The sequence below is a fragment of the Sphingomonas sp. SORGH_AS_0879 genome (assembly GCF_030819175.1).
GTDB lineage: Bacteria > Pseudomonadota > Alphaproteobacteria > Sphingomonadales > Sphingomonadaceae > Sphingomonas.
Genome location: NZ_JAUTBJ010000002.1, coordinates 1898961 through 1925666, shown reverse-complemented (window position 1 = coordinate 1925666; position 26706 = coordinate 1898961). Strand labels below are relative to the sequence as shown.

The 26706-nt window shown below is 67.3% G+C and carries 20 protein-coding genes and 2 pseudogenes; 7 read left to right on the top strand and 15 right to left on the bottom strand.

Going from position 1 to position 26706, the window contains the following annotated elements; all coding sequences use genetic code 11:
* Nucleotides 1-2206: pseudogene (locus QE379_RS09850) on the bottom strand (spermidine synthase).
* A 13-nt stretch (nucleotides 2207-2219) separates the two neighbouring features.
* A complete protein-coding gene (gene hemB, locus QE379_RS09845; protein WP_307000006.1) occupies nucleotides 2220-3212 on the bottom strand; it encodes a porphobilinogen synthase in 993 nt (330 codons plus the stop codon).
* A gap of 100 nt (nucleotides 3213-3312) precedes the next feature.
* Between hemB and QE379_RS09840 the strand changes: the two genes are divergently transcribed.
* On the top strand, nucleotides 3313-4170 hold the full coding sequence (locus tag QE379_RS09840) for a diacylglycerol kinase family protein (RefSeq protein ID WP_373461858.1): 858 nt from the start codon (nucleotides 3313-3315) through the stop codon (nucleotides 4168-4170).
* 139 nt (nucleotides 4171-4309) lie between these two features.
* Here QE379_RS09840 and QE379_RS09835 read toward each other — a convergent pair whose 3' ends face one another.
* From QE379_RS09835 to QE379_RS09810, 6 genes are all read right to left on the bottom strand, one after another.
* Nucleotides 4310-5302, bottom strand: a complete 993-nt coding sequence (locus tag QE379_RS09835) for an IS5 family transposase (protein WP_307000002.1) — start codon at nucleotides 5300-5302, stop codon at nucleotides 4310-4312.
* Between the two features lie 151 nt (nucleotides 5303-5453).
* The gene (locus tag QE379_RS09830; RefSeq protein ID WP_306999999.1) at nucleotides 5454-6899 is read right to left on the bottom strand and encodes an MATE family efflux transporter; all 1446 of its coding nucleotides are present in this window, start codon (nucleotides 6897-6899) and stop codon (nucleotides 5454-5456) included.
* The gene (locus QE379_RS09825) at nucleotides 6896-7780 is read right to left on the bottom strand and encodes a hypothetical protein (RefSeq protein ID WP_306999997.1); all 885 of its coding nucleotides are present in this window, start codon (nucleotides 7778-7780) and stop codon (nucleotides 6896-6898) included. Before QE379_RS09825 ends, QE379_RS09830 begins: the two co-directional genes overlap by 4 nt.
* A gap of 23 nt (nucleotides 7781-7803) precedes the next feature.
* Nucleotides 7804-10452, bottom strand: a complete 2649-nt coding sequence (gene alaS / locus QE379_RS09820) for an alanine--tRNA ligase (RefSeq protein WP_306999995.1) — start codon at nucleotides 10450-10452, stop codon at nucleotides 7804-7806.
* A 33-nt stretch (nucleotides 10453-10485) separates the two neighbouring features.
* Nucleotides 10486-11190: a phytanoyl-CoA dioxygenase family protein gene (locus QE379_RS09815; RefSeq protein WP_306999992.1), complete on the bottom strand. Its 705-nt coding sequence runs from the start codon at nucleotides 11188-11190 to the stop codon at nucleotides 10486-10488.
* Nucleotides 11187-12443: a Xaa-Pro peptidase family protein gene (locus tag QE379_RS09810; RefSeq protein ID WP_306999990.1), complete on the bottom strand. Its 1257-nt coding sequence runs from the start codon at nucleotides 12441-12443 to the stop codon at nucleotides 11187-11189. Before QE379_RS09810 ends, QE379_RS09815 begins: the two co-directional genes overlap by 4 nt.
* Nucleotides 12444-12518: 75 nt before the next feature.
* Here QE379_RS09810 and QE379_RS09805 point away from each other — a divergent pair.
* Nucleotides 12519-13851: pseudogene (locus tag QE379_RS09805) on the top strand (dicarboxylate/amino acid:cation symporter).
* Between the two features lie 109 nt (nucleotides 13852-13960).
* On the opposite strand, the gene QE379_RS09800 reads toward QE379_RS09805, so the two are convergent.
* The 6 genes from QE379_RS09800 to QE379_RS09775 form a co-directional block, all read right to left on the bottom strand.
* Entirely contained in the window at nucleotides 13961-14587 is a 627-nt protein-coding gene (locus QE379_RS09800) for a glutathione S-transferase family protein (RefSeq protein ID WP_306999988.1), read from the bottom strand.
* 649 nt (nucleotides 14588-15236) lie between these two features.
* Entirely contained in the window at nucleotides 15237-16094 is an 858-nt protein-coding gene (locus QE379_RS09795; protein WP_306999985.1) for a bifunctional 2-polyprenyl-6-hydroxyphenol methylase/3-demethylubiquinol 3-O-methyltransferase UbiG, read from the bottom strand.
* Nucleotides 16095-16158: 64 nt separating this feature from the next.
* Nucleotides 16159-17229 carry a recombinase RecA gene (recA, locus tag QE379_RS09790; protein ID WP_306999983.1) on the bottom strand — a complete coding sequence of 357 codons (1071 nt, stop codon included), beginning with the start codon at nucleotides 17227-17229 and terminating at the stop codon, nucleotides 16159-16161.
* A gap of 93 nt (nucleotides 17230-17322) precedes the next feature.
* Complete coding sequence (locus QE379_RS09785) at nucleotides 17323-18159, bottom strand: 4-(cytidine 5'-diphospho)-2-C-methyl-D-erythritol kinase (protein ID WP_307003161.1); 837 nt, start codon at nucleotides 18157-18159, stop codon at nucleotides 17323-17325.
* 41 nt (nucleotides 18160-18200) lie between these two features.
* Nucleotides 18201-19613 carry a tetratricopeptide repeat protein gene (locus QE379_RS09780; RefSeq protein WP_306999981.1) on the bottom strand — a complete coding sequence of 471 codons (1413 nt, stop codon included), beginning with the start codon at nucleotides 19611-19613 and terminating at the stop codon, nucleotides 18201-18203.
* 169 nt (nucleotides 19614-19782) lie between these two features.
* On the bottom strand, nucleotides 19783-21438 hold the full coding sequence (locus QE379_RS09775) for an electron transfer flavoprotein-ubiquinone oxidoreductase (protein ID WP_306999979.1): 1656 nt from the start codon (nucleotides 21436-21438) through the stop codon (nucleotides 19783-19785).
* 144 nt (nucleotides 21439-21582) lie between these two features.
* Here QE379_RS09775 and QE379_RS09770 point away from each other — a divergent pair, with 144 nt between their 5' ends.
* The 3 genes from QE379_RS09770 (at nucleotide 21583) to moaB (ending at nucleotide 24959) form a co-directional block, all read left to right on the top strand.
* Nucleotides 21583-22356, top strand: a complete 774-nt coding sequence (locus QE379_RS09770; RefSeq protein ID WP_306999977.1) for a uracil-DNA glycosylase — start codon at nucleotides 21583-21585, stop codon at nucleotides 22354-22356.
* Nucleotides 22357-22388: 32 nt separating this feature from the next.
* A complete protein-coding gene (locus QE379_RS09765) occupies nucleotides 22389-24221 on the top strand; it encodes a lytic transglycosylase domain-containing protein (protein WP_307003160.1) in 1833 nt (610 codons plus the stop codon).
* 210 nt (nucleotides 24222-24431) lie between these two features.
* A complete protein-coding gene (gene moaB, locus QE379_RS09760; protein ID WP_306999974.1) occupies nucleotides 24432-24959 on the top strand; it encodes a molybdenum cofactor biosynthesis protein B in 528 nt (175 codons plus the stop codon).
* Here moaB and QE379_RS09755 read toward each other — a convergent pair whose 3' ends face one another.
* Nucleotides 24960-25292, bottom strand: a complete 333-nt coding sequence (locus QE379_RS09755; protein ID WP_306999972.1) for a VOC family protein — start codon at nucleotides 25290-25292, stop codon at nucleotides 24960-24962.
* Between the two features lie 106 nt (nucleotides 25293-25398).
* On the opposite strand from QE379_RS09755, the gene QE379_RS09750 reads away from it, so the two are divergent.
* Nucleotides 25399-26466 carry a PA0069 family radical SAM protein gene (locus QE379_RS09750; protein WP_306999970.1) on the top strand — a complete coding sequence of 356 codons (1068 nt, stop codon included), beginning with the start codon at nucleotides 25399-25401 and terminating at the stop codon, nucleotides 26464-26466.
* A 48-nt stretch (nucleotides 26467-26514) separates the two neighbouring features.
* Complete coding sequence (locus QE379_RS09745) at nucleotides 26515-26649, top strand: hypothetical protein (protein WP_306999968.1); 135 nt, start codon at nucleotides 26515-26517, stop codon at nucleotides 26647-26649.
* Nucleotides 26650-26706: the final 57 nt, after the last annotated feature.

Sequence of the window (26706 nt, the reverse complement as noted above, 5' to 3'; positions counted from 1 at the left end):
TCAGAACTGCCGGATGAAGGGCAGGACGCTGGAATAATCGTCGGTCCAGGGCGCAAGGCCTGGCGGAGCGGTCGCGGCTTTCCAGTCGCCCCCCCTCTCCTCCAGCGCGCGGAGCACGCCCGAATCGCGCGACAGGGCGAGCCAGACCGAGGTAGGTGGCCGACTCCTGCTCGTCCAGGTCCGAGGGGATATAGGTCAGCTTGCCGACCGCCCAGCCGCCATCGCGCGCGGCGGCGGCCACCAGCGGCTCCAGATCGACGAAACGATTGGAGATATGGACCAGCAATAGCCCGCGCCGCGACAACACCCGCCCATAGGTGGCGAAGGCCTCGCGGGTCAACAGATGCGCGGGCACGGCGTCGGAGGAGAAGGCGTCCAGCGCGAGGAGGTCGAAGCTGTCGCTCGCCTCGGCGGCCAGGCGGATGCGGGCATCGCCGATGCGGATGACCGGATCGGGCAGGCAGCGCCGCAGATAGCTGAACTGGCCGGTGTCACGCGCGATGCGGACGATGACCGGATCGATCTCGTAGAAGCGCCAGCTCTGCCCCGGCCTGGCATAGCAGGCGAGCGTTCCGGTCCCCAGCCCGACCACGCCGATCCGTGCCGAGGGTCCGAAGATGGCGGGCGAGGCGCGCATGGCCCGACCCACACCGGAATCGGGGGCATAATAGGTGGTCGGCGTCCGCTCGCGCGCCTCCGATCCGCGTAGCTGGATGCCATGGACGGTCGACCCATGGTCCAGTTCGCGGCGACCGACCTCGTCGCGCACGGTATAGACGCCGAAATAGCTGCGCATCCGGGCGTCGCGCTCCATCGACAGCGACAGGGCACGATAGCCGCCGAACAGGATCAGTGCCGCTGCCAGCAACAGGGCAAAGCCCGTCCGCGCGCCGATCGTCAGGAAGGCGAGCAGCGCGATCGCGAGGAAGATCGGCCCCTGCCGCTCCTCCCCGAACCACGCCGCTTGCCCGAGCAGCCTGAGGCCGAGCAACAGGCCGATGACGATGACCAGCGCGACGAGCATGACGCGGCGATGCCGCAGCCATGCATGGCGCAGCCCCATGGTCATGAACTGCTGCGGGATCAGCACGCCCGCCGCCAGGATCAGCAGCGGATATTCATAGGTCCAGTCGAACAGCACCGGCGCCAATATCCCGGCGAACACGCCGCCCAGCGCGCCGCCGACCGCCATCGACAGATAAAAGCCGGTGAGCCGATCAACCGCCGGTCGCGCCCGGTAAAGCGCGGTGTGCAACGCCACCGACACCATGAAGAGCAGCAGCAGCGCGACGACGACATTGAAATAGGGCCGCCCCGGATAGCCGCCCATGATGACCCCGCCGAACAGCAACAGGGTCACGGGCGCAATCCGCGTCAGCATGTCCGCCGCCACCCGCCGCGTCGCGAAGGCGATGATGAAGCTCAACAGATACAGCCCCAGCGGCAGCACCCAGAGCAGCGGCATCGCCACGATATCGGCGGTGATATAGGTCGAGGTCGCCAGCACCAGACCCGAGGGCACCGCCGACAGCGCGGTCCACAGCGCCACCTTCCGCCATCCCGGAGGCGACGAGGCGGGGGTCTCGACCTTCTCCCGATCCTGCCCACCGGGCAGCCGCGTCGCACAGGCCAGCACCATCACCGCCAGCAGGGCATAGCCGGCGCTCCACAACCGGCTCTGCCCGTGAAGCGTCATCATCGGCTCGACCAGCAGGGGATAGGCGATCAGCCCGGCAAAGCTGCCCAGATTGGAGGCCGCATAGAGCGCATAAGGGTTACGCCCCGGCTCGGCGAGCGCGAACCAGCGCTGGATAAGCGGGGCCTGAGCCGACACCGCGAAGAAAAGCGGCCCGATGGACAGGCCCAGCAGCCACGGCACCCACAAGGCGGGCTCCGCATCGGATGGCAGTTCGACCGCCATCAACCCGATGGGCAGCCACAGCGCCGCACCCGCCAACAACGCCAGATGGATGCCCGCCTGAACCCGCGGTCGCCACCGGCCCAGCGCATGGGCATAGGCATAGCCACCGAGCAGCAGCGCCTGATAGACGAACATCGCCGAGTTCCACACCGCCGGCGCGCCGCCCAGCCGGGGCAGCGCCATCCGCGCGACCAGCGGCTGGACGAGGAACAGCAGGAACGATCCGGTCAGGATCGTCGCGACGAACAGCGCGCGCGCGGGCAGGCCGGACGATTGGGCGATCACTCCCGTGCCGGGCTCAGGCGTTCAACAGACGCGCGGCATGGGCGGCGTGATAGGTCAGCACCCCCGCGCATCCCGCCCGCTTGAACGCCATCAGCGTCTCCAGCACCATGGCGTCACGGTCGGCGGCCCCGGCGGCCACCGCCGTCTCGATCATCGCATATTCGCCCGACACCTGGTACGCGAAGGTCGGCACGCGGAACTCGTCCTTCACCCGGCGGATGATGTCGAGATAGGGCAGACCCGGCTTCACCATGACGCTGTCCGCGCCCTCGGCCAGATCGAGCGCGACCTCGCGCAGCGCCTCCTCGGCATTGGCGGAGTCCATCTGATAGGTGCGCTTGTCGCCCTTCAGCAGCCCGCGCGTGTTCACCGCGTCGCGGAACGGCCCGTAAAAGGCGCTGGCGTATTTCGCGGCATAGGCCATGATCTGGACATTGACGAAACCCTCCGCCTCCAGCGCGGCACGGATCAGGCCGATGCGGCCGTCCATCATGTCGGACGGCGCGATCACGTCCGACCCGGCACGCGCTTGGGTCAGCGCCTGCTGGACCAGTGCGGCGGCGGTGCTGTCGTTGACGACATAACCCGCCGCATCGACCAGCCCGTCATGGCCATGCGTGGTATAGGGATCGAGCGCGACATCGGTCAGCACTCCGATCTCTGGCACCGCATCCTTGATCGCCCGGATCGCCCGGCACATCAGATTGTCGGGATTCTGCGCCTCGCGCCCGTCATCGGTGCGGAGGTGTGAGGGCGTGTTGGGGAACAGCGCCAGGCACGGAATGCCCAGTTCGGCCGCCTCCCGCGCGCGCGCCACGATCCCGTCGAGCGACCAGCGCGATACGCCGGGCAGGCTGGCGATGGGTTCCTCCACCCCCTGCCCCTCGGTCACGAACAGCGGCCAGATCAGATCGGCGGGGGTCAGCACATTCTCGGCATGCAGCCGACGGCTCCAGTCGGAGGCGCGGGTACGACGAAGGCGAAGCGCGGGAAAGGATGCGGTCATGCTTATGGCATTTGGGGGATCGTACCGCGCTTGCCAAGCGTTGGATAAAGCGTTCCGGGTGCGAAAGGATATGAGGGTGAGAGAGATACGATCGGCCGCGATGGTGGTGAATGCCAAATCGCGGCGCGGACAGGCGCTGTTCCGACAAGCCTGCGCCGCCATGTCCGGCCTCCCCTACCCCGTCGACGCCCGGGCAATCGAGGACCCGGAGGATCTGGAGCCGACGGTTCGCGAGTTGCTGGCCGCCAAGCCAGACCTGCTGATCCTGGGCGGTGGCGACGGGACGATCAGCGGGCTGGTCGACCTGATGGTCGGGCATGAGGTCATGCTGGGCGTCCTGCCGCTCGGCACCGCGAACAGCTTCGCGCGGTCACTTAACATCCCGCTCGACATCGAGGGGGCAGTGGAGGTGATCCGCACCGGTCGTCCGCGCCGCATCGACCTGGGCATGATCGACAATGACTATTACGCCAATTGCGCCGCCATGGGGATCAGCCCCAAGATCGCCGAGACCGTGCCGCACGGCCTGAAGCGCGTGGCGGGGCGGCTCGGTTATCTGGGCTGGGCGGCCTATCAGTTCCTGCGCTTCCGCCCCTTCACGCTGATCGTCGAGCAGGACGGCAAGCGCGAGCGGCTGCGGGTGGTCGAGGTGCGGATTTCCAACGGGCCCTATCATGGCGGCACCGAACTGGTGGAATCGGCGGCGGTCGATTCGGGCGAGATCGTGGTCCAGGCGGTGTGCGGCCATGTGAAGCGCCGCCTGCTCGTCAACTGGGCGGCCAGTGTCCTGCGCAGCGACTATCGCAAGGAAAAGGTGCGCGAGTTCCGGGGACGCGAAATCCGGCTCAACAGCATCCCGCCGCTGCCCATCTCGATCGACGGCGAGGTCCTGGCCCGCACCCCCGTCACCGCGAGGATCGCGCCCGGCATCATCGAGGTGATGGCCCCGGCGGAATGAAAACCCTCCCCTTACAGGATTCCTCTGCGAAACGGCTCATTTGTGACAGAGGATCTGGGCGAGGCTTTCGCTGCAGGGATCCGGTACGGGCCTTGGCCAGCTTTGGCTGGCCGGTTTGGAGGGGCCGGATCGCCCCGGCTCAGCCAGCGGCAAGGATGGCGGCGCGTCTGAGATTGTAGATGGTGGCAAAGGCGAGGAAGTCTGCGGCGTTCCGCTCGATCGACAGGCATCTGGTGCGCGCCTTGCCGTAGAGGCGCTTCATGGCGCTGAAGACCGCCTCGACAGGGGCGCGCCGTCTGGCGATGAGGTGGTTGCGCCGGGCCTGCCAGCGCGGCAGCTTTGGCATGTAGCGGTGCCGACGATGCATGATGCGATCCTTGATCCCGGCCGCCTTCAGGGCCTTGCGACGCGCCTGGCCCTCATAGGCCCGGTCGGCATAGACCGCGCCTTCGTCGCCGCAGACCAGCGCGTCGGCCCGTTCGACATCCTGGACCCTGGCCGAGGTGAAGGCCAGCTTGCGGATCAGGCCCGAGCCCTCGTCCATGCCGATATGGAAGCGGTAGCCGAACACCGGCTTGCCGTCCTTGCGCGTCCAGTCGGCACCCGGCTCCTGGGGGTGCGGATCACCCGGCGCGATCCCGTCCCCGCGCGGGGGCTTGCGGGTCGCCTTGACCACCGAGGCATCAAGGATCGTCCCCCGCCGCAGCACCAGCCCCTGCGCATCCAGCTGCCGGTTGATCTCGGCAAAGCAGCGCTCCAGCACGTCCCCCGCCGCCGCCGCGCGAAACCGGCACAGCGTCGTCTCGTCCGGCGTGCCGCCATCCAGCGCAAAGCCGCAGAACCGCCGGAACGACAGCCGGTCGAGCAGCGCCTCCTCCAGCCCGGGGTCCGACAGATCATACAACGCCTGTAGATACAGCGCCTTGACCATCGCCAGCGGCGCATAGGGCGGTCGACCCGTCCGACCCTGCCGCAGCGGCGACACCAGCGGCTCCAGCCGGCTCCAGTCGATCAGCCGCTCGATCCCCGACAGCTTCGCATTCGATCCCAAGCGCGGATCCATCAACGCTTCCACCAGCAATCGCTGCTCGACCATCACCATGCCCTCCTGCCCGCACAGTGAATCACTCAACCATCCTCATTGCCAGACGTTTCGCAGAGGAATCCTGCAAGGGGAGATGGCAGGGCGAAGCCCTGACGGAGGGGTGTCCACGCCGCTGGCGATACTCCTCCACCATCCTTCGGATGGTCCCCCTCCCCTTGCAGGGGAGGAAAAAGGACGATTATCCGACCGGCATCGCCTTGTTGGTCGGCTGCCCTTCCGCCAGCGCCTGTTCCTCGCATTCCTGCTTGTCGACCACGGCCATCCGCCCCTTGCGCCAATCGCCATAGCGATAATAGCCGATCGTCATGACCATCGAGGCGAGCGAGCCTGCCGGAAAGCTCCACCAGATCGCGTCCGCCCCCAGGCTGGGCTCCAGCAGGTTGGCGAGGCCGAAGCGGACCGGGAACATCGAAATCGCCAGGATGACGAGCGGTCCCACCACCGCGCCATTGGCCCGCACCGTCGCCGCCAGCACCATCGACACGCCGAACAGAATGAAGCTCCACCCGGCGATCAGGTTGATCCGCGTCGCGATCCCGATCGCCTCCCGCTCACTGCCCAGGAACAGCCACAGGACGTGCCGGTCGAGCAGCGTCACCGCCAGCACCAGCACGCCGGTCAGCAGCAGGTTCATCCGAAGCCCCGCGTTCGTGATCCGGTCGACCCGGTCCCACTGGCCCGCCCCGATATTCTGCGCCGCCATCGCGCTGACCGCCGCGCCGACCGCCATGGCGGGCATCTGGATATAGGTCCAAAGCTGGTTCGCCGCGCCGTAAGCCGCGGTGGTCGCGGTGCCGTGCCGGTTGACCAGCCCCATCATCGCCAGCGCGGAGGTGGAGACGACCAGCATCTGGAGCCCCATCGGAAAGCCCTTGACCACGATCGTCTTGAGCAGCGTCGGCGTCGGGACCAGATAGCGCCACTCGGCGCCGCGCAACCGGATGACCAGATCCTTGGCGTAGAGATAGATCACCATCGCCAGCAGCGATCCGCTATTGGCGATCAGCGTCGCCACCGCCGACCCCTCGATCCCCAGCGCCGGTGCGGGGCCGAGCCCCAGGATGAAGACGGGGTTCAGCACGACGTCGAGCACCGAGCCCAGCGCCATGAACTTCAACGGCGTGATCGAATCGCCCACCCCGCGCAACGCCATGGTCAGCAGCACGCCGATGAACCCCGGCGGCATCGCGACGAAGATCACGCGTAGATAGGCGAGCGCCAGCGGATAGACCTCCGCCGGGGTCGCCAGCGCCCGCAGAATGGCGGGCGCGGCCAGCCAGCCGACCACCACCGTCAGGGTCGAGATGACCACGAACAGCCCCAGCGCCGATCCCAGCACCCGGCGCACCGCCTCGACATCCCGCCGCCCCATATTCTGGCCGATCAGGATCGTCGCCGCCATGCCGAAGCCGAAGGTCGCGGCGACCAGCAGGAACATGATGATATTCGCATTGGTCGTCGCCGCCAGCGCGCGCTCGCCCAGGAACTGGCCGATCCAGATCGCGTTGATCGAGCCGTTCAGCGATTGCAGCACGCTCGACCCCAGAGTGGGCAATGCGAACAGCAGCAGCGTCTTTCCGATCGGCCCCGCCGTCAGGTCGCGACGTCCGTTGGGGGTACTCACGGCTTGGCCTCTTCTTTGGCCGTTTCCTCTTCGACGAAACGCGCCATCGCGGCATATTGGAACATGGGGCGGCGGTCGCCAGGACCCGAATAGAGCCCGCGCAGATACCCCCAGTCGAACGGCGTCATCGCCTCCGGCGCGGCGCCGTCGCCATCGAACAGCGACAATATGGTGGACACGCCCTCGCCCTTGCGCGGGCGGACCTGGGCAAGCAGCCGCATCGTCGTGTAATCGGCGATCTGGTTGACGGTCTTTCCGTCCGCCGCACCATTGTCGATCAGCACCAGGGCGGCGGCGATATGGGCTTTGGTGGACAGGCTGATCCGGCTGGCGGTCGGAATGCGCAGCGTGGGCAGGCCGCCACCGATCTGGACCAGCGGATCGCCGTCGCGGCTGGTGATCGCGGTCAGGCTCCAGGCATGGACCGGTCCCTTGTCGCGGACCAGCGTGCCCACCTCATGCGCGGACAGGGTGCCGAACACGCTCGGACGATGATCGGCAAGCCAGGCGACCTGCCGGGCCCCGTTTTCGACGAACAGGACGAGGACATTGGGGCTGCATTTGTCGCCGCCCAGTCTGATCCCCAGCCGCTCGGCATGCTCCAGAATGCGGTTCGCGATCGGCACCGCGACCTTTGCCGACATTCCGGAAATGGCGATGCACAAGGGCTCGGTCATGCGGGCCAGCGGTTCGTCACCGGAGGGATAGCCAGAGATCGAACCGAACCAGCGCAGGGTCTGCCGCCGGTCCGGCAAGGGTCGCGCGGTCACGACGACCGGGTCGCTCGCCGTCGCGCCGCTCTGCGCCAGCGCGACGGCACCGCTCGATGCCCCGACAAAAGAAGCAAGCAATGTCAAAGCCTTCAAAATGGTCTTTCGCATCGCTTGCTCCCTACGATATGGGTTCAGCCTGCAAGAGCGTCCCGAACCGCCTGCAACGCCTCAGCCCCCTTGGTGCCGTCCGGGCCGCCGCCCTGGGCCATGTCGGGACGGCCACCGCCGCCCTGCCCGCCCAGCGCCGCCACCGCCTTGCGCAGCAGTTCGACCGCATTGTGCCTGGCCGTCAGGTCGTCGGTGACGCCGACCGCCACCGAGGCGCGGCCGTCATTCACCGCGACCATCACCGCGACTCCCGATCCGCCCAGACGCTGCTTGGCATCGTCCACCGCGCCGCGCAGTCCCTTGGCCTCGAAGCCGTCGAGCACCTGGCCGATGAACGCGACATCGCCGATCTGCTCGGGTCCGGCGGCAGCTCCTCCGGCCCCGCCGCCCATCGCCAGCGCCTTCTTGGCCTCGGCGAGTTCGCGCTCCAGGCGACGGCGATCCTCGACCAAAGCCGCGATGCGCGCGGGCACCTCGTCGGGCGTGGTCTTCAGCGTCGCGGCGGCGGCCTTCAGCATATCGTCGCGGTGGCCGAGATAGGCGCGCGCCCCCTCGCCGGTCAGCGCCTCGACCCGGCGCACACCGCTCGACACCGCGCCTTCGGACACGATCTTGAACACGCCGATCTCGCCCAGCGCACCGACATGCGTGCCGCCGCAGAGTTCGAGGCTGTAGGTGCCGTCGGCATCCTCGCCCATCGACACGACGCGCACCTCGTCGCCGTACTTCTCGCCGAACAGCGCCATCGCGCCCATTTCGATCGCTTCGTCCGGGGTCATCAGGCGGGTGACGACCGGGCCGTTGCCGCGCACCTGTTCGTTCACGCGTGCCTCGACCTCGGCAATGTCGTCGGCGGTCATGCCGACCGGCTGCGAGAAGTCGAAGCGCAGCCGCTCGGGCGCGACCATCGAGCCCTTCTGCGCGACATGGGTGCCCAGCCGCTGGCGAAGCGCCTCGTGCAGCAGGTGCGTCGCCGAGTGATTGGCGCGGATCGCGGCGCGGCGGGTGGTGTCGATCGCCAGCTTCACGCTGTCGCCGACCTTGATCCCGCCTTCCTGGATTTCGGCATTGTGGACGAAGACGCGGCCCAGCTGCTTGGACGTGTCGGTGACGACCGCCTTCAGCCCGGCATCGCTGGAGATGGTGCCGGTATCGCCGACCTGGCCGCCGCTCTCGCCATAGAAAGGCGTCTGGTTGACGATGATCGCAACGCTCTCACCCGCCGCCGCGCTGTCGACCCGCGCGCCGTCCTTGACCAGCGCCAGCACTTCGCCCTCACCGGTGTCGGAGGCATAGCCGAGGAACTCGGTCGAGCCCGTCTCTTCGGCGATGTCGAACCAGACATCGTCCGACGCCTTCGCGCCCGAGCCCTTCCAGGCGGCGCGGGCGGCGCGCTTCTGCTCGGCCATGGCGGCGTCGAAGCCGGCGCGGTCGACCGACAGGTTCTGCGCCCGCAGCGCATCCTCGGTCAGGTCATAGGGGAAGCCATAGGTGTCATAGAGCTTGAACGCCGTCTCACCCGCCAGCGTCGCGCCGGGGGCCATGCCCGCGGTCGCTTCGTCGAGCAGCTTGAGGCCCTTGTCCAGCGTCTGACGGAAGCGGGTCTCTTCCTGCTTCAGCGTCGCTTCGATCAGCGGCTGCGCCCGGACCAGTTCGGGATAGGCCGCGCCCATCTCGGCGACCAGCGCCGGGACCAGCCGGTGCATCAACGGCTCCTTGGCGCCCAGCAGATGCGCATGACGCATCGCCCGGCGCATGATCCGGCGGAGGACATAACCACGCCCTTCATTGGCGGGCAGCACCCCGTCCGCGACCAGGAAACCGGCCGAACGCAGATGGTCGGCGATGACGCGGTGCGACGCCTTCTGCCCGTCCTCGGCCTTGGTATGGGTCAGTTCGCACGACGCCGCGATCAGCGCCTTGAAGGTGTCCGTATCGTAATTGTCATGCACGCCCTGGAGCACGGCGGCGATCCGCTCCAGTCCCATGCCGGTGTCGATCGACTTCCTGGGCAGTTCGCCGACGATCTCATTGGCTTCCTGCTCGAACTGCATGAAGACGAGGTTCCAGATCTCGACGAATCGGTCACCATCTTCCTCGGGGCTGCCGGGAGGGCCACCATAGATATGGTCGCCGTGGTCGTAGAAGATTTCCGAGCACGGACCACACGGCCCGTTCTCGCCCATCGCCCAGAAATTGTCCTTGGTCGGGATACGGATGATCTTGTGCTCGGGAAGCCCGGCGATCTTCTTCCACAAGTCGAACGCCTCGTCATCGGTGTGATAGACGGTGGCGGTCAGCTTTTCGGCGGGAATGCTCCAGACCTTGGTCAGCAGGGTCCAGGCATGGGTGATCGCCTGTTCCTTGAAATAGTCGCCGAACGAGAAATTGCCCAGCATTTCAAAGAAGGTATGGTGCCGCGCGGTATAGCCGACATTGTCGAGATCGTTATGCTTGCCCCCGGCGCGGACGCATTTCTGCGAGCTGGTGGCGGTGGAGTAGGGACGCGATTCCAGCCCGGTGAACACGTTCTTGAACGGCACCATGCCCGCATTGACGAACATCAGCGTCGGGTCGTTCTGCGGCACGAGCGGCGCGGAAGGGACGATCTGGTGCCCTTCACTTCCGAAATAGTCGAGAAAGCCGCGGCGAATGTCGTTGGTCGAGGTCATGGCCAAGCGACTTAGGCGAGGTTTCACGCGCGCTCAAGCGCCCGCGCGTTCGGGGCGCTCCGTCGCATCCGCAGTTTCCGCAGTTTCCGCATCGCTTGCCCAACGCAACCCGCCGGGCAAGTCGTCCGCCGACAGGTCGATCTGGAGCACCCGGCGATGCCGCCCCGGCCTCGATCGGGCCGAGCCGTGAAGGATCAGCGTCCGGTACAGCCAGACCGATCCCGCTTCCGCCAGGTCCATCGCCTCGCCGCACCGCTCAACCACGTCATTGATCGACGCTTCCGGGATCAGACCCAGTCGATGCGACCCCGGCGCGACCAGCAGGGGCGCATTGTCGGCATCCACCGGATCGAGGTGAAAGCGCACCGTCATCATGCGCTCGAGCAGCGATACCGGGGGCGCGACATGCACCCTGCCCTGTTTGACGGTCCATGGGCCGAAGCCGTCGACCTCGCGCCGCTCCGCGACCTCGATCGTCCGATCCTGATGCCAGGCGAGCGCCCAATTGGCATCGTCCGTCTTGTCGAACAGCAGCGCACGGACGGGGCGCATGGCCGAAGCCCGGTCCGCGATCAGTCGGCGCACGCCCGACAGGGCACCCGCACGCGCCGGGTCGATCCGCTGTCCGGGACGCCCGGCGGGCCAGTCGGCAAACAGCGCCGCCAGTTCGGCGCGCTCGCGCTCGTCCAGCCGTGACGGCCAGAGCGCATGGCCCTGATCTTCCAGTTGGTCGATCACCCGATCGGCACCTCGATCGACCTTGGCGGCTGCGAAAACCAGACCGGCCCGTTCTCGGTCATATGGAAGCAATCCTCCAGCCGGATGCCGAACTTGCCCGGCAGGTACAGCCCCGGCTCGTTCGAAAAGCACATGCCGGGGGCCAGCGGAGTCGCCTCGCCGTGCACCAGATTGACCGGCTCATGCCCGTCCATGCCGATCCCGTGGCCGGTCCGGTGCGACAGGCCGGGCAGGCGATAGTCGGGGCCGAACCCTTGCGCGGTGTAGAAACGCCGCACCGCATCGTCGATGCTGCCCGCCGGAGCGCCGATCCTCGCCGCCGCGCGTGCCACTTGCTGCCCGCGTGCGACCGTGTCCCAGACCTTGCGCTGCTCCGCGCTGGCCGTGCCATGCACCCAACTGCGCGAGACGTCGGACTGGTAACCCTCGACCGTACAGCCGCAGTCCATCAGGACGACCTGGCCATCGGCGACCTTGTGCACCTGCTTGCTGCCATGCGGATAGGCCGAGGCTTCACCGATCAGCGCCATGCTGAATTCCGGGTTGCCGCCCAGTTTGCGGGTCGCGGCGCTCATCAGCGCGCCGATCTCCGCGCCCGTCATCCCCGCCTCGACACGGCGGTGGAGCCAGCGATAGGCGGCCATGGTCACATCGGTCGCCACCTGCATCAATGCGATCTCGGCGGGGGTCTTCACCATCCGGCACCCACGCACGATCGGATTGGCGGACACCAGCCGCGCATCCGGCAATGCCTTTTGCAAGCCATCGAAGGCGAAGAAGCGTGCCGTCTCCTCGATGCCCACAGGACGCCCCGCCAGCTTGCGATCACGCAGGAAGCCCGCGACGATGGCGAGCGGGTTCTGGTCCTCCTGCCACACCCGCACCTCCGCGGGCACGGCCAGCGTCTCGCGGACCGAGGGTTCTTCGAAGAACGGCGTAACGATGCACGGCTCGCCCTCGACCGGCAGGATCGCGGCGGTCAGCCGCTCGCTCCGGCCCCAGCGGACGCCGGTGAAATAGACCAGGCTCGATCCCGGCTCGATCAGCACCGCGCCGATGCCGTTCGCCTTCATCAGTTGCTGCGCCCGCGCCAGCCGCCGCGCGCGCTCCTCCGGCCCGATCGGCACCGCCCCGCCCGTAATATCGGACAATCCCGCCAGATCGGGCTCGGCGGCGCGCAACAGCCCCGGACGGATCAGAAGCGGCAGGGCGGCGGCCGCGATCAGCGCGCGGCGGGACAACAGGGTCTGCATGGCCGGACGATAGAATTCTTGACCTGAGCGCCGCAATGCCCTTGGCTCGCGCGTGGAACTTATATTGGGGGATGCATGGCCAAGCGGCTGACCTTGTACATCTTCATCGGGCTGGTTTTGGGCCTGATCGTCGGGCTTGCGATCAACCTGTCGCTCGACGACGGCAGCGCGGCGGCGACCGCGCAACTGACGACGATCGCCAAATATTTTGCGATCGTCACCGGCCTGTTCCTGCGCCTGATCAAGATGATCATCGCGCCGCTGGTCTTCGCGACCCTGGTATCCGGCATCGCGCAGATGGGCGATACCAAGGCACTGGGGCGGATCGGCTTCCGCTCGCTGGCCTGGTTCATTTCGGCCAGCCTGGTTTCGCTCAGCCTGGGCATGATCCTAGTCAACCTGTTGCAGCCGGGCGTCGGCCTGAACCTGCCGCTGCCCGCCGTCACCGCCGATAGCGGCGTGGTGAAGGCCGGGTTCGATCTTCAAAAATTCGTCACCCACCTCGTCCCCGCCTCGCTGATCGAGGCGATGGCGACCAACGAAGTGTTGCAGATCGTCATCGGCTCGCTCTTCCTGGGCGTTGCGATCACGGCGGTCGGCGAGCGCGCCGCGCCGCTGGTCCGCGCGGTCGATGCGCTGGTCGCCGTCATGTTGCAGGTCACCGACTACGTCATGCGCGTCGCCCCGATCGCGGTGTTCGCGGCGGTGGCGGGGGACGCTGATCGAGCAGGGGCCGTCGGTGATCGGCAAGCTCGCCATCTTCATGGGCAGCTTCTATCTCGGCTTGCTGCTGCTGTGGTGCGTGCTGCTCGGCATCGCGACGCTGTTCATCGGGCCGCGCATCCGCGACCTGATCGCGCATATCCGCGCGCCGCTGATCCTGGCCTTTTCGACCGCGTCGTCCGAAGCCGCCTACCCCCGCATCCTGGAGGGGCTGGACCGGTTCGGCGTGCCGCCGCGCATCGCCAGCTTCGTGCTGCCGCTGGGCTATTCGTTCAACCTCGACGGCTCGATGATGTACATGACCTTCGCGTCGCTGTTCATCGCACAGGCTTACGGCATCGACCTGTCGATCGGACAGCAGATCACGATGCTGCTGGTCCTGATGGTCACGTCGAAGGGGATTGCGGGCGTGCCGCGCGCCTCGCTGGTGGTGATCGCGGCGACCATGCCGATGTTCAACATTCCCGAGGCGGGGCTGCTGTTGATCCTGGCGGTCGATCACTTCCTCGACATGGGCCGCTCGGCGACCAACGTCATCGGCAACGCGGTGGCGAGTGCGGTCATCGCCAAATGGGAAGGCCCGCTCGATCCGCCCGAGCCGGTGGATGTCGAATCGCTGCGGGCGCCATCGGGCACGCCCGCCGAACCGGCACCGGACAGCTTTCGCCAGATCGGGGGGCATTGAGGGCGTTCGCGCGGGGGATGGTGCGCCGAATCGTCACCATCCTTTGCGGTTGGGCGACGTTACGTAAGTTGCGATGGGCAGGGCATGGGGTGAACCCCAGCCTCCGCCCTCACGCATAGGCATAGGGCCCACCCTTGGCGAGCGCGGCCTGATAGGCGGGGCGGGCATGGATCCGCTCCAGCCACGCGATCGTCGCCGGGCGGCTTTCGTTCAGCCCGGCCCGGGCGCGAGCGGCCTCCAGCGGGAAGCTCATGATGATGTCGGCGGCGGTCATCTGCTCGCCCGCGAACCAGGGCGCGCGTTGCAATTCGCTTTCGATATAGTCGAGATGACGGTCGATCATCGGCCGGAAGCGCTTGATCGCGGCCTTGCCCATCACCGGTATGCGGCTGAGCACGAGCAGGACGAACAGCGGCGGCATCAGCGATCCCTCGGCATAATGCAGCCAGAAGCGCCAGCGCTGCATGGCTTCCCGATGCGCGGGCGGTCCCAGGCGGCCATCGCCCTTGCCGACCAGATATTCGATGATCGCCCCCGTCTCGGCGATCACCATGCCGTCATCCTCGATCACCGGCGACTTGCCAAGCGGATGCACGGCACGCAACTCGCGCGGGGCCAGCATCGTCTTGGGGTCGCGCTCATAGCGCTTCACGTCATAGGGCAGCCCCAGTTCCTCCAGCATCCAGAGGATACGCTGCGAGCGGCTGTTTTCCAGATGATGGACGATGATCGTCATGCCTGTTCCCCATGATGCGGGCGCGATAACGCATCAATCGTCTCGCGGGGCCCAATCCGGGCTTCGGCAAGTCATCGCTCGCCGCGATCGGGATGCGTACGGACCGGGCGGTCATGATCCGATCCATGCGCCAAGCTTGCCCCCCTCTGACGGGACGCTCAATCGAAACATCTCTGCGTTCTCTGCGCCTCTGCGCGAACCCCGTTCGAGAGGGACCGGCGCGAATCGACATTCACTCATTCCTCCCCTGGAAGGAAACCCCTGCGAAAGTCGGGACCTCGCCCAATACCATGTACCACCCCGGCGGATGCCGGGGTCCAGTTGGGAAGCAATTAAAGTCATTTCCAATCGTCCAGCAACTGGCTTCCGGCCTTTGCCGGAATGGTGCTGAGGGAGTTTTGCAGAGGAGTCCTGAAAGGGGAAGTGGCAGGCCGTCAGGCCTGACGCAGCGGCGTCGCGCTTTCGATAGGGGGATACCCCGCCACCATGCTCCGCACGCCCGCCCTCCTCTCGCAGGGGAGGAGTGAAGGCGGCGCAGCCCGAATGTCGTTCGGGGCCAAGCAGGATGGAACGTCGGTGCGCAGCGCGCCTCATCGTGGCGATCCGTCAGGACAGGATCAGACGATGCGCCAGCCCCACCGCCACACGCCTATCCCGCACCACCCCGCGCATGGGCGCGCCAGATCCAGGCGGAGGCGGGCAGAACGACGCGGTCCTCCACTCGATAGTCCGACAGAGCCCGCCCCAACGCCTTAACGATCCGGTCGCGTTCATCGGGAGTGGCCGCAGCGATCGCCCGAGCGGCGGGGCCGATGCGCGACAGGAAGGCGATCGCATCGGCGACCGGATCCTCCCCCGCTCCGACAACATATTCGAAGGAGAGGCGCGCCGCCGCACCCGGCGCCCATCCCGCCTGCTCCAGCCAGTCCGCCACCCTATGGCTGTCGGCGAAGGCGAAGGGTCCGGGCTCATATCCGGCGGGCGTGGGGGGCGTGTGTCCGATCACCGCATCGGCCAGGGTCGCGAAGCCGTTATGCCCGCGCTCATCGAAACAGGAAAAGACGAACGCGGCGTCATCGGTCGCCGCCTGTCGCAACCCTCGAAAGGCCGCGACCGAATCGGGGAAGAACATCACGCCGTGGCGCGAGACGAAGAGGTCGAACGGCCCCTCACGCGCCGCCAGTCGGATCGCATCGTCGCAGCGAAAACGCAGATGCGCCTCGTCCGCCCCGCCGCCCTCGTCCGCCGCCCGGCCTTGCGCGACCGTTACCAGGTCCGGCGACAGATCGACACCCGTCACACATAACCCAGGTCGCGCGGCATGAAGCGCCAGGCTGGTCGCCCCCGCCCCGCTTCCGATATCGAGCGCGAGCCCCTGCTCCGGGGCGACTGCTGCGATCGCAGCGTTCAGGTGGCGTGACAGATCGGCGAGGCTGCGATCGGTGCGACGCCATTCCGCCGCCCAGATATCGCCGACCCGGCCACGCCAATCCAGTCCGCTGGTCATCGCCCCACCCCATATGCGCCAAAAGCGAAACGGCCCACCATCGCTGGCGGGCCGCTCCCCTCGTTCAGATATCGTCCGCGTCGGGGCCGGTCATCATCTCTTCGGCGACCTTTTCGGTCCGCTGACGGATGGCGCGCTCCAGACGGTCGGCCATGTCGGGATTGTCGCGCAGATAGGTCTTGGCATTCTCACGCCCCTGCCCGATCCGCACCGAGTCGTAGGAGAACCAGCTCCCCGACTTCTCGACCAGCCCGGCCTTGACGCCCAGGTCCAGGATCTCGCCTATCTTCGAGATGCCCTCGCCATACATGATGTCGAATTCGACCTGCTTGAACGGCGGCGCGACCTTGTTCTTCACCACCTTCACGCGGGTGGCGTTGCCGGTCACTTCCTCACGATCCTTGATCGCGCCGGTGCGACGGATGTCGAGCCGGACCGAGGCATAGAATTTCAGGGCGTTGCCGCCCGTCGTCGTCTCCGGGTTGCCGTACATCACGCCGATCTTCATACGAAGCTGGTTGATGAAAATCACCATGCAGCGCGAACGGCTGATGGAGCCGGTCAGCTTGCGAAGCGACTGCGACATCAGACGGGCCTGGAGACCGACATGGCTGTCGCCCATCTCGCCCTCGATCTCGGCGCGCGGCACGAGCGCGGCGACCGAGTCGACCACCAGCACGTCGATCGCGTTCGAGCGGACCAGCGTGTCGGTGATTTCCAGCGCCTGCTCGCCGGTATCCGGCTGCGACACGATCAGTTCGTCGATATTGACGCCCAGCTTCTTGGCATAGACGGGGTCGAGCGCGTGTTCGGCGTCGACGAAGGCGGCGGTGCCGCCCATCTTCTGCGCCTCGGCGATGACGTGCAACGCCAGCGTCGTCTTGCCCGACGATTCGGGGCCATAGACCTCGATCACGCGGCCGCGCGGCAAGCCGCCGACGCCGAGCGCGATGTCGAGCCCCAGCGAACCGGTCGAGATCGCCTCGACCTGCATCGCTTCCTTTTGCCCCAGCTTCATTGCCGAGCCCTTGCCGAATGCCCGGTCGATCTGAGCGAGCGCGGCGTCGAGCGCCTTTTGCCGGTCTGCGTTTGCGGTTGCCATGCCTGTTTCGATCACTTTCAGATTGGCGGCCATCAGATGCTTCCCTCGCTAGACCATGCGCGTGGTCCATTCAACGCATCTGCTATGTATGTGTTTTGTTCCGAGGGAACAAGAGAAGAACAAAGCTTACTGCAGAAATGTCGGCAGTACCCACCAGCCCTGTGCCGAAGCCGTCTGCGCCGCCGCGTCGCGCGCCGCCGCATTACGGAAAATCGCAAAGCAGGTCGCCCCCGATCCCGACATGCGCGCCAAGTCCACGCCCGCCGCGCCCTCCAGCAGCGCCAGCACCGCATCGATCTGCGGCGCAATGGCGCGCGCCGGGGGCTCCAGATCGTTGCGTCCCTCGGCCGCGACTGCCATCGCGTCCCCCTCGCCCAGCGGCCCGCGATCGACCCGGTCCCAGCCCCCGAACACCGCCGCCGTCGATACCGCCACGCCCGGATTGACGAGCAGCACCGGACGGTCGCCGAGCGGCGGCAGCGGTCGAAGCGCATCGCCCTTCCCCTCGCCCCGCGCCGTCCGTCCGAGCAGACAGGCGGGAACGTCCGCGCCCAGACCGGCCGCCAGCGCGAACAACTCGGCATGGTCCAGCGGAACGTCATGCAACCGCGCCAGTGCTCGCAGGGTGGCCGCCGCATCCGCCGAACCGCCGCCGATCCCGGAGGCTATGGGAAGATGCTTGTCGAGCGTGATGGCATGGCCCCCGGTCACGCCGAAGCGCTCGCCAAAACGGCGCGCCGCGCGGGTGACCAGATTGTCCTCCTTCGCCTCGCTCTCCAGCACCGCGGCGAAGGGGCCCGTCAGGGTCAGGCTGGTCGCCGCCGACGGTTCGACCGTCACCCTGTCGCCGTCGCGGCAAAAGGCGAACAGCGTCTCCAGATCGTGATAGCCATCGGCGCGGCGACGGCGGACGTGAAGGGCCAGGTTGATCTTGGCGGGGGCGGTCTCGACGATGACGGTCATACCCAGCCCATGCGTCGCCCGGCGCGGCGCGGCAAGACCGCTCAACGCGCCAGCTTCGCCGCCAGCGCCGCCTGCTCACTATCGTCGGCGGTCAACGCGGCCGCACGCCAAGCATAGCGCGCCTCATAATGCCGCCCCAGCGCCCAATAGATATCGCCCAGATGATCGGCGATCTCGCTATTGGCGGGTTCGGCCATCGCCGCCTGCTCGACCAGGGGCAACGCCCGCCCGGTCTGCCCCGCCTTGTGATAGCCCCAGCCGAGCGAGTCGGTGACCGAGGCATCGTCCGGCGCCAGCTTGCTTGCGCGTTCGAGCAGCGCCAGCGATCCGGGCACGTCCTCTCCCCGCTCGATCCGCGCATAGCCCAGATAATTGAGCGCCAGCGGTTCCTCTGGCCCCAGCGCCACCGCACGGGCGAGCGCGGCATCGGCCTCGTCCTTGCGGCCCGCCTGATCCAGCGCGCCGCCATATTGCAGCCAGGCGGCCCAGGGCAGCGGCGGATCGACGCGGGTCACGCGCTCATACCAGGGGGCGGCATCCGCCGGGCGCTTGGCCGCGATCAACTGGTCGGCATAGACCTGCCAGTCATCGACCCCCGCCGTCTTCGCGGTCGCCAGCCCCTTCGCCAGCATCAGCGCCTCGCCCGGGCGGCCCGCCTCTCCCAGCAGGCCGATCCGCACCACCGCCGCCCGGTGGGCGAAGGCGCGGTCGGGATCGACGCCCTCCAGCGCGGCGATCGCGGCGTCCCAGGCCTCGTCCTTGGCGAGTGCCTCCGCCATCAACAGGCGGGCCCGGTCGTTGCCCGGGTCGGCGATCAGGGCAGTGCGGGCGAGCGCGATCACCAGCGGGCGTGGCCCCTCCCCCACCAGCTCGGCCCCGACGCGGGCGAAGAGTCGCGATACGCCGAAGCCCAGATCGGGCTTACGGCCAAGCTTCCCGCGCTCCGACGACACCAGCGGATCGGTCAACAGGCCATGGGCATTGGCTTCGTCGCCGCGCCCCGCCATCAATTCCGCCGCTGCGATCCGCGTGTCGGCGGGGGCGCGCATCGTCTCCAGCAGCACGCGCGCCGACGGATCGGCCATCCGCCGCCCCGCCAGCGCCAGCAACAGGCGATGTTCCTCGGCCAGCCGCCGTGCGACCGGCTCCTTGCCCGCGCTGACCAGCGCCGCTTCGACCGGCTGTTTGCGGTCCCATGCACCCCATGCCCGCAGGACCGGCGACAGGATGCGCAGCGCACCGCCATCGATCCGGGTCAGCGCGCCATCATACGCCCTTCGGTCGCCTTTGTGCGCCGCGATGGCCAGGTCGAGCAGCGCCACGTCGATCGGCGCGACCTTCTCGGCCTCCATCACGCGGGCGGCGCGCAGGGCGAGCGCTTCGTCGCCGCTGATCATCGCCTCGCGATAGGCCCGGACCGCGACGGCGGGATCGTCGGGCCAACTGGTCAGCACGACCGCATAGTCGCTCGCCGCCGCCGCCGAACGCCCCTCCGCCGCCGCGACCCGCGCGGACAGATAGGCGGCGAGTGGTTCGGGACCGGCCTTGACCGCGGCGACCGCCGGGGTCGAGACAATCGCCGCGATCAGGGCCAGAGCCGAACCCCGGACGAGGGACGAACGCTTACATATTGGGATAATTGGGTCCTCCGCCGCCTTCCGGCACGACCCAGTTGATGTTCTGGGTCGGGTCCTTGATGTCGCACGTCTTGCAGTGGACGCAGTTCTGGGCGTTGATCACGAACTTCGGATCGCCCTCCTCGACACCCACCACCTCATAAACGCCCGCCGGGCAGTAGCGTTGCGCGGGTTCGTCGAACAAGGGCAGGTTGTGGGCGATCGGAACGCTGGCGTCCTTCAGCGTCAGATGGACCGGCTGATCCTCCTCGTGATTGGTGTTCGACAGGAAGACCGAGGACAGGCGGTCGAAGGTCAGCACGCCGTCGGGCTTGGGATAATCGGGTTTCTTCACCTGATCCTTGCGCCACAGGCTTTCGTGATCGGGCTTGTGCTTCATGGTGAAGGGCATCTTCAGCCCGAAATGCTCGGCCCACATGGTCACGCCCGCCAGGCCGGAGCCCAGCGTATCGCCATATTTCTTGACCAGCGGCACGACGTTGCGGACGGTCGACAGTTCCTTGTAGAGCCAGGACGCACGGAACGCCTGCGGGTAATCGGTCAGTTCGTCACCTTCGCGACCCGCCTGCACCGCCGCGAAGGCCGCCTCGGCGGCCAGCATCGCCGACTTCATCGCGCCGTGCGTACCCTTGATCCGCGGCACGTTGAGGAAACCCGCCGAACAGCCGACCAGTACGCCACCTGGGAAGGTCAGCTTCGGGATCGCCTGGAGCCCGCCGTCATTGATCGCGCGCGCGCCGTAGGAGACGCGCTTGCCGCCCTTGAGCAGTTCGGCGATGACCGGATGGGTCTTCCACTTCTGCATCTCCTGAAAGGGCGAGATGTACGGGTTGGTATAGTTCAACCACGTCACGAAGCCGAGCGCGACCTGCCCGCCCGCCTGGTGATAGATGAAACCGCCGCCATTGGCGTCATGGCCCAGCGGCCAGCCCTGGGTATGGATCACCCGGCCCGGCACATGCTTGGCGGGGTCGATGTCCCACAATTCCTTCACGCCCAGGCCATAGACCTGCGGATCGCTGTCGCGGGCGAGGTCGAACTGGCGGATGATCTCCTTGGACAGATGGCCGCGAACGCCCTCGGCGAAGAAGGTGTATTTGGCGTGGAGTTCGAGGCCCGGTTGATAGTCGGGCTTGCGGGTGCCATCGCGGCCTACGCCCATGTCGCCGGTCGCGACGCCCTTCACCCGGCCATCCTCGTGGAACAGGATTTCGGCGGCGGCGAAACCGGGGAAGATTTCCACCCCGAGTTCCTCGGCCTTGCCCGCCAGCCAGCGGCACAGATTGCCCAGGCTCCCGGTATAGGTGCCCTTGTTGTGCATGAAGGGCGGGGTGAGCGCATGGGGCAGGTTGCGGTGCTTGCCCGCGCTCAATATCCAGTGGAGATTCTCCGTCACCGGCACCTCGGCCAGCGGGCAGCCATCGTCGCGCCAATCGGGCAGCAGTTCGTCGAGCGCGATCGGATCGATCACCGCGCCCGACAGGATATGCGCGCCGACCTCGGACCCCTTTTCCAGCACGCAGACCGACAATTCGCCGCCCTGCTCGCCCGCGAGCTGTTTCAGGCGGATCGCCGCCGACAGGCCCGCCGGACCAGCGCCGACGATCACCACGTCATAAGGCATCGATTCGCGTTCGCTCATGGCATCCTCGCATTGTGACCGCGCCGCTGCCGTAGGGTCCCGCTATGGCGGGTTCGTCCGGGCGCGGACGGGAAACATCTTGTCCCGACCGTCGATCCGACAGATTGACGCGCACGTCAACCTTGCAGCATGGAAGCAAGTCATATGGGGGTTCTTCCAACGTTCGACACCGCATTGGCGGCCAGCGTGCTCGATTGGTGGCATGACGCGGGCGTCGACCTGCTGGTCGAGGAGGAACCCCGCGACTGGATGGCCGCCGAACCGGTGCGGCCCATGGCCTTCACGCCCCCCGCGCCGACCATGGCGAGTGCGACGCCCGCCATGCATGGCGGCGTGGTCGCGCTGGCCCCGGCACAGCCCACGCTCCTTCCCGATACGCTGGAGGCGTTCCTGGCGTGGCGACTGTCGGACGCCGCGCCGGAGACCGCATGGGACGGCATATCGCTCGCCGCGACGGGGCCGGTCGACGCGAAGCTGATGGTGCTGGTCGATTGCCCCGACCGCGACGACGGCGACGCGGGACAAATCCTGTCCGGCGCGCCCGGCCGCTTGTTCGACCGGATGCTGGCCGCGATCGGCCAGTCGCGGGAGACGGTCCACATCGCCTCGGTCTGCGCACGCCGCCCGCTGGCCGGACGCGCGCCCGCCGGGCTGGAGGCGCGGCTGGCCGAGATCGCGCTTCATCATGTCGGCCTGGTCGCCCCGCGCGGGCTGCTATTGCTAGGCAATGCGGCGAGCCGTGCCGTGCTCGGGACCGAACTCACCAGCGCACGCGGACATTCGCATGAACTTGATCATAAGAACGGCAAAAGCAGGGCGATCGCCAGCTTCCATCCCCGCTTCCTCATCGAGAAGCCGATGGCCAAAGCGGAAAGCTGGAAGGACTTGCAGATGCTGATGGGGGATATGCGAGGATGAAACCGGGGCAGCTTGTTACGTATATGCTGACCATGGGGGCGATGATCGCCGCCGGCCAAAGTGCCTCCGCCGCCCCGATCGAACCCGCCGCCGGTGGCGACGCGCGGGTTTCCCTCCCCGCCAAGGCGCCGCCCAGCATCCCTGCATTGCTCGATGCCGATCAGAAGGCGGGATATGCCCGCGTCTTCACCGCGATCCGCGAAAGCCGCTGGACCGACGCGCAGCTCGAACTCGACGCGCTCAAACCCGGCCCGCTCCATGCGATCGCCCGCGCCGAACTCTATACCGCCAAGGGCTCGCCCAAGGTCGATGTCGAGCGGCTGGTCGCGCTGCTCAACGAAGCCCCCGAACTGCCCCAGGCCGAGCAGCTTGCCCGCCTCGCCCGGTCGCGCGGCGCGCATGACCTGCCCCCGCTGCCGGAGGCGCATAACCTGATCTGGCAGGACGGCGCGCCCCGCCGCGTCCGGGCCAAGAGCGTGAAGAGCGACATGATCGCCGCCGATCTGGCGGTGAAGATGCAACCCTTCGTTAAGGCGGATGACGGCCCCTCCGCACAGGCGCTGCTCGAATCGACGCAAGGCCTGTCGCCCGAGGCACTGACCGAATGGCAGCAGAAGGTCGCCTGGATCTATTTCCTGATGGGCGACGATGACAATGCCCGCACGCTGGCCGCCAAGGCCGCCGAGGGCTATGGCGAATGGGCGGTGCAGGGTCGCTGGACCGTCGCTCTGTCGGCCTGGCGTCAGAATGACTGCCAGACCGCCGCGACCGCGTTCGAGGGTACCGCCGCGCGCGCCACCGATGTCGACCTGCGCGCCGCCGCACTCTATTGGGCCGCCCGCGCCGACATGGTTTGCGGCCGTCCCGACCGGATTGAGGGGCGACTGCGCTCCGCCTCGCAATTCCGCGAAAGCTTCTATGGCCAGCTTGCGCGTCAGGCGCTGGGGATGCGCGGCGAGCGGGAGCCGCGCGGGCAGTTGGTCGCGACCGACTGGGCCGCGCTCGACCGTCGCCCCAACATCCTGGTCGCCGCCGCGCTGGTCGAGATCGGCGAGACCGACTTGGCCGATCAGGTGATCCGCCAGCAGGCGCGGATCGGTCAGCCAACCGAGTTCCGCAACCTCGTCCGCCTCGCCGAATCGCTCGACCTGCCCGCGACGACGGTGTGGCTGGCACATAATTGCCCGGCCGGCGTCACCGCGACCGCCGAGGCGCGCTATCCGACGCCGAGCTGGACGCCCGACAGCGGCTGGCGCGTCGAAAAGGCGTTGGTCTATGCCCATACGCTTCAGGAAAGCGGTTTCCGCAACAAGGTGATCAGCCCGGCGGGGGCGTACGGCCTGATGCAGATCATGCCCGCTGCCGCGACCGACTTCGCCCGCGAGCGGGGCGTGTCGATCGACCGCAGCGCGCTGACCAAGCCGTCGACCAACATGGATATCGGCCAGCGCCATCTGGAGCGGCTGCGCGACATGACCGGCATCACCGGCGGCCTGCTGCCCAAGGTGATCGCGGCCTACAACGCCGGGCCCAAGCCGGTGGGCGAGTGGAACAGCATCGTCCGCGACAATGGCGACCCGCTCCTCTATATCGAGAGCATTCCCTATTGGGAGACGCGCGGATACGTCACCATGGTCCTGCGCAACTATTGGATGTACGAAAGCCAGACCGGCAAGGCCAAGTCGCCCAGCCGCTCCGCGCTGGCGCAAGGCCTGTGGCCGCGCTTTCCGGGTCTTCCCGGTGCGACGGCGATCCGGCTGCAACGTCCCAATGTCGCGCAGGCGAGCGTGCCTTCGAAGACGACGATCGCCCTGAACGCCACGATCAACCCGCAATCGAGCACGGCGGTCCCTCAGGCGAATTGAGCGGGATCGCGGGCGGCGTCCCTTGGCCTTCGACTTCGCTCAGGCTGAACGGGACTTGGGATGTGCGGCACGGGGAATGACCGCGTTGCCTCCATCCCCAACCTCCGTTCTCGCTGAGCGAAGTCGAAGCGCACACTCCACCACCTGCCCAGCCGCTCCCAATATCCCCGCCCGAGCGTTCACGCGCGACCACCTGTATCGAAAGCCGCCATGCCCATCGACACGCCCCGCCCCTTTCTCCCCGTCCGCATCGCGGTGCTGACCGTTTCCGACACTCGCTCGCTGGCGGAAGATCGCTCGGGCGACACGCTGGTCGGGTTGCTGACCGAGGCGGGGCATGACCTGGCCGAGCGGACGATCCTGCGCGACGATGCCGATCATATCGTCGCGCAACTCCATCGCTGGATCGACGATGCGAGCGTCGACTGCATCCTGACCACCGGCGGCACCGGGGTGACGGGGCGCGACGTGACCCCGGAAGCCATCGAACGAGTCGCCACCAAGATGATCCCCGGCTTCGGCGAACTCTTCCGCTGGCTCAGCTTCCAGACGATCGGCACCTCGACCATCCAGTCGCGCGCCTGCGCCTGTGTCGCGCGCGGCACCTACATCTTTGCGCTCCCCGGCTCGACCGGCGCGGTGAAGGACGCATGGAACGGCATATTGCGCGACCAGCTCGACAGCCGCCACCGCCCCTGCAACTTCGTCGAGTTGATGCCGCGCCTGCTGGAGCGCTGATCAGTCGACCTGCATCGCCGCCAGTTCATGGCCGTCGACGTCGCGGAAATGAAAGCGCCGCCCGCCCGGAAAGGCGAAGATCGGCACGCTGATCGCCCCACCCGCGCGCTCGACCGCGGCCTGTACCGCCTCCAGATCATCGACGCGGATCACCGGCAACGGCGCTGCGACCTTATCGGAGGCGGCGTCGAGCCCGAGGTCAGTGTCGCCGCTCATCGTCGCGGCATAATCCGGCCCGAAATCGGTGAAGCTCCAGCCGAACGCCTCGGCATAGAAACGCTTGGCCTCCGCCCGATCGGAAACCGGAAGCTCCAGATAATCGAACCGCGCCATGATCGCCCCCTAATGTTCTTGATACGTTCTTATTGATGATCTAATCTGGCCGCATGGTCAAGCGCGATTCCCTGAACGTCATGGTCGCTGTCACGATGGTGCTCCCATGTCGAAAATGACGGGGCGCGGCGCAACCGGAAATGCGACGAGCAGGCGTTTCAACCTGCCCGAGCATGAGGCGGACGGCGACTGGCTGGACCAGCGCGCGCAGATCGATGGCGAGCCGCCCAAGCTGCGGACGAGCGTGACGGTGGTCAAACCGCGGACGATCCTGACCCGCAACGCCTCACCCGATGTGCCGTTCAGCCAGTCGATCAACGCCTATGGCGGCTGCGAGCATGGCTGCATCTATTGCTTCGCGCGGCCGACCCATGCCTATCACGATCTCTCGCCTGGGCTGGATTTCGAAACCCGACTGTTCGCCAAGCCCGATGCGGCCGATCTGCTCCGCATCGAACTTACCAAGCCCGGCTATGCGGTTGCGCCGATCGCGTTGGGGACCAATACCGATCCTTATCAGCCGATCGAACAGCAATGGCGTATCACGCGGCAGATATTGGAAGTGCTGGCCGAAACCGATCACCCCGTCGCGATCACCACCAAGTCCGACCGGGTGGTCCGTGACCTCGACATTCTGGCCCCCATGGCGGCCAAGGGGCTGGCGACCGTCTGTGTCTCGGTCACCTCGCTTGATGCGCGCCTGTCGCGCACGGTCGAGCCGCGCGCGCCGACACCCGAACGGCGGCTGGCGGCGGTAGCGAAATTGGCGGCGGCGGGTATTCCGACCTATGTCTCGATCGCGCCGGTCATCCCGGCGATCACCGATCACGAGATCGAGCATCTGGTCGCCCGCGCGGCGGAGGCGGGCGCGCGGCACGCCTTCTTCATCCCCGTCCGCCTGCCGCACGAGGTCGCGCCGCTGTTCCGCGCCTGGCTCGACACGCATTTCCCCGATCGGGCGGGCAAGGTCATGGCGATCATCCAGTCCTTGCGCGGCGGGCGGGACGATGATCCGGGTTTCTTCACCCGCATGAAGGGCCAGGGCCCTTGGGCGGAGCTGCTCCGCGTCCGCTTTCACCGCGCCTGCCGGTTGCACGGACTGAACCGCGACCGACCATTGCTCGACACCGGCCGGTTCCGTCCGCCCAAAGGCCCGCAAGGCGAGCTATTCTGAGGATCGTCCCTATCGGCCAATGCGTTGAGGGCACGAAGGAGAGAGACGATGACGACCGACCCCGAGCCCACCCAGCCCGACCAGATCCCCAACGAGGATGAAGCCGACAGCTCCGGCGGGGGTTACGGCAATCACGGCGACGCGGGCAAGGAAGAACAGGATCGTCGCGAAGTCGGCGGCTGACCGGCTTCCATAACGTCATGCCAGCGCAGGCTGGCATCTTTGGCAGGTAAGCGACAC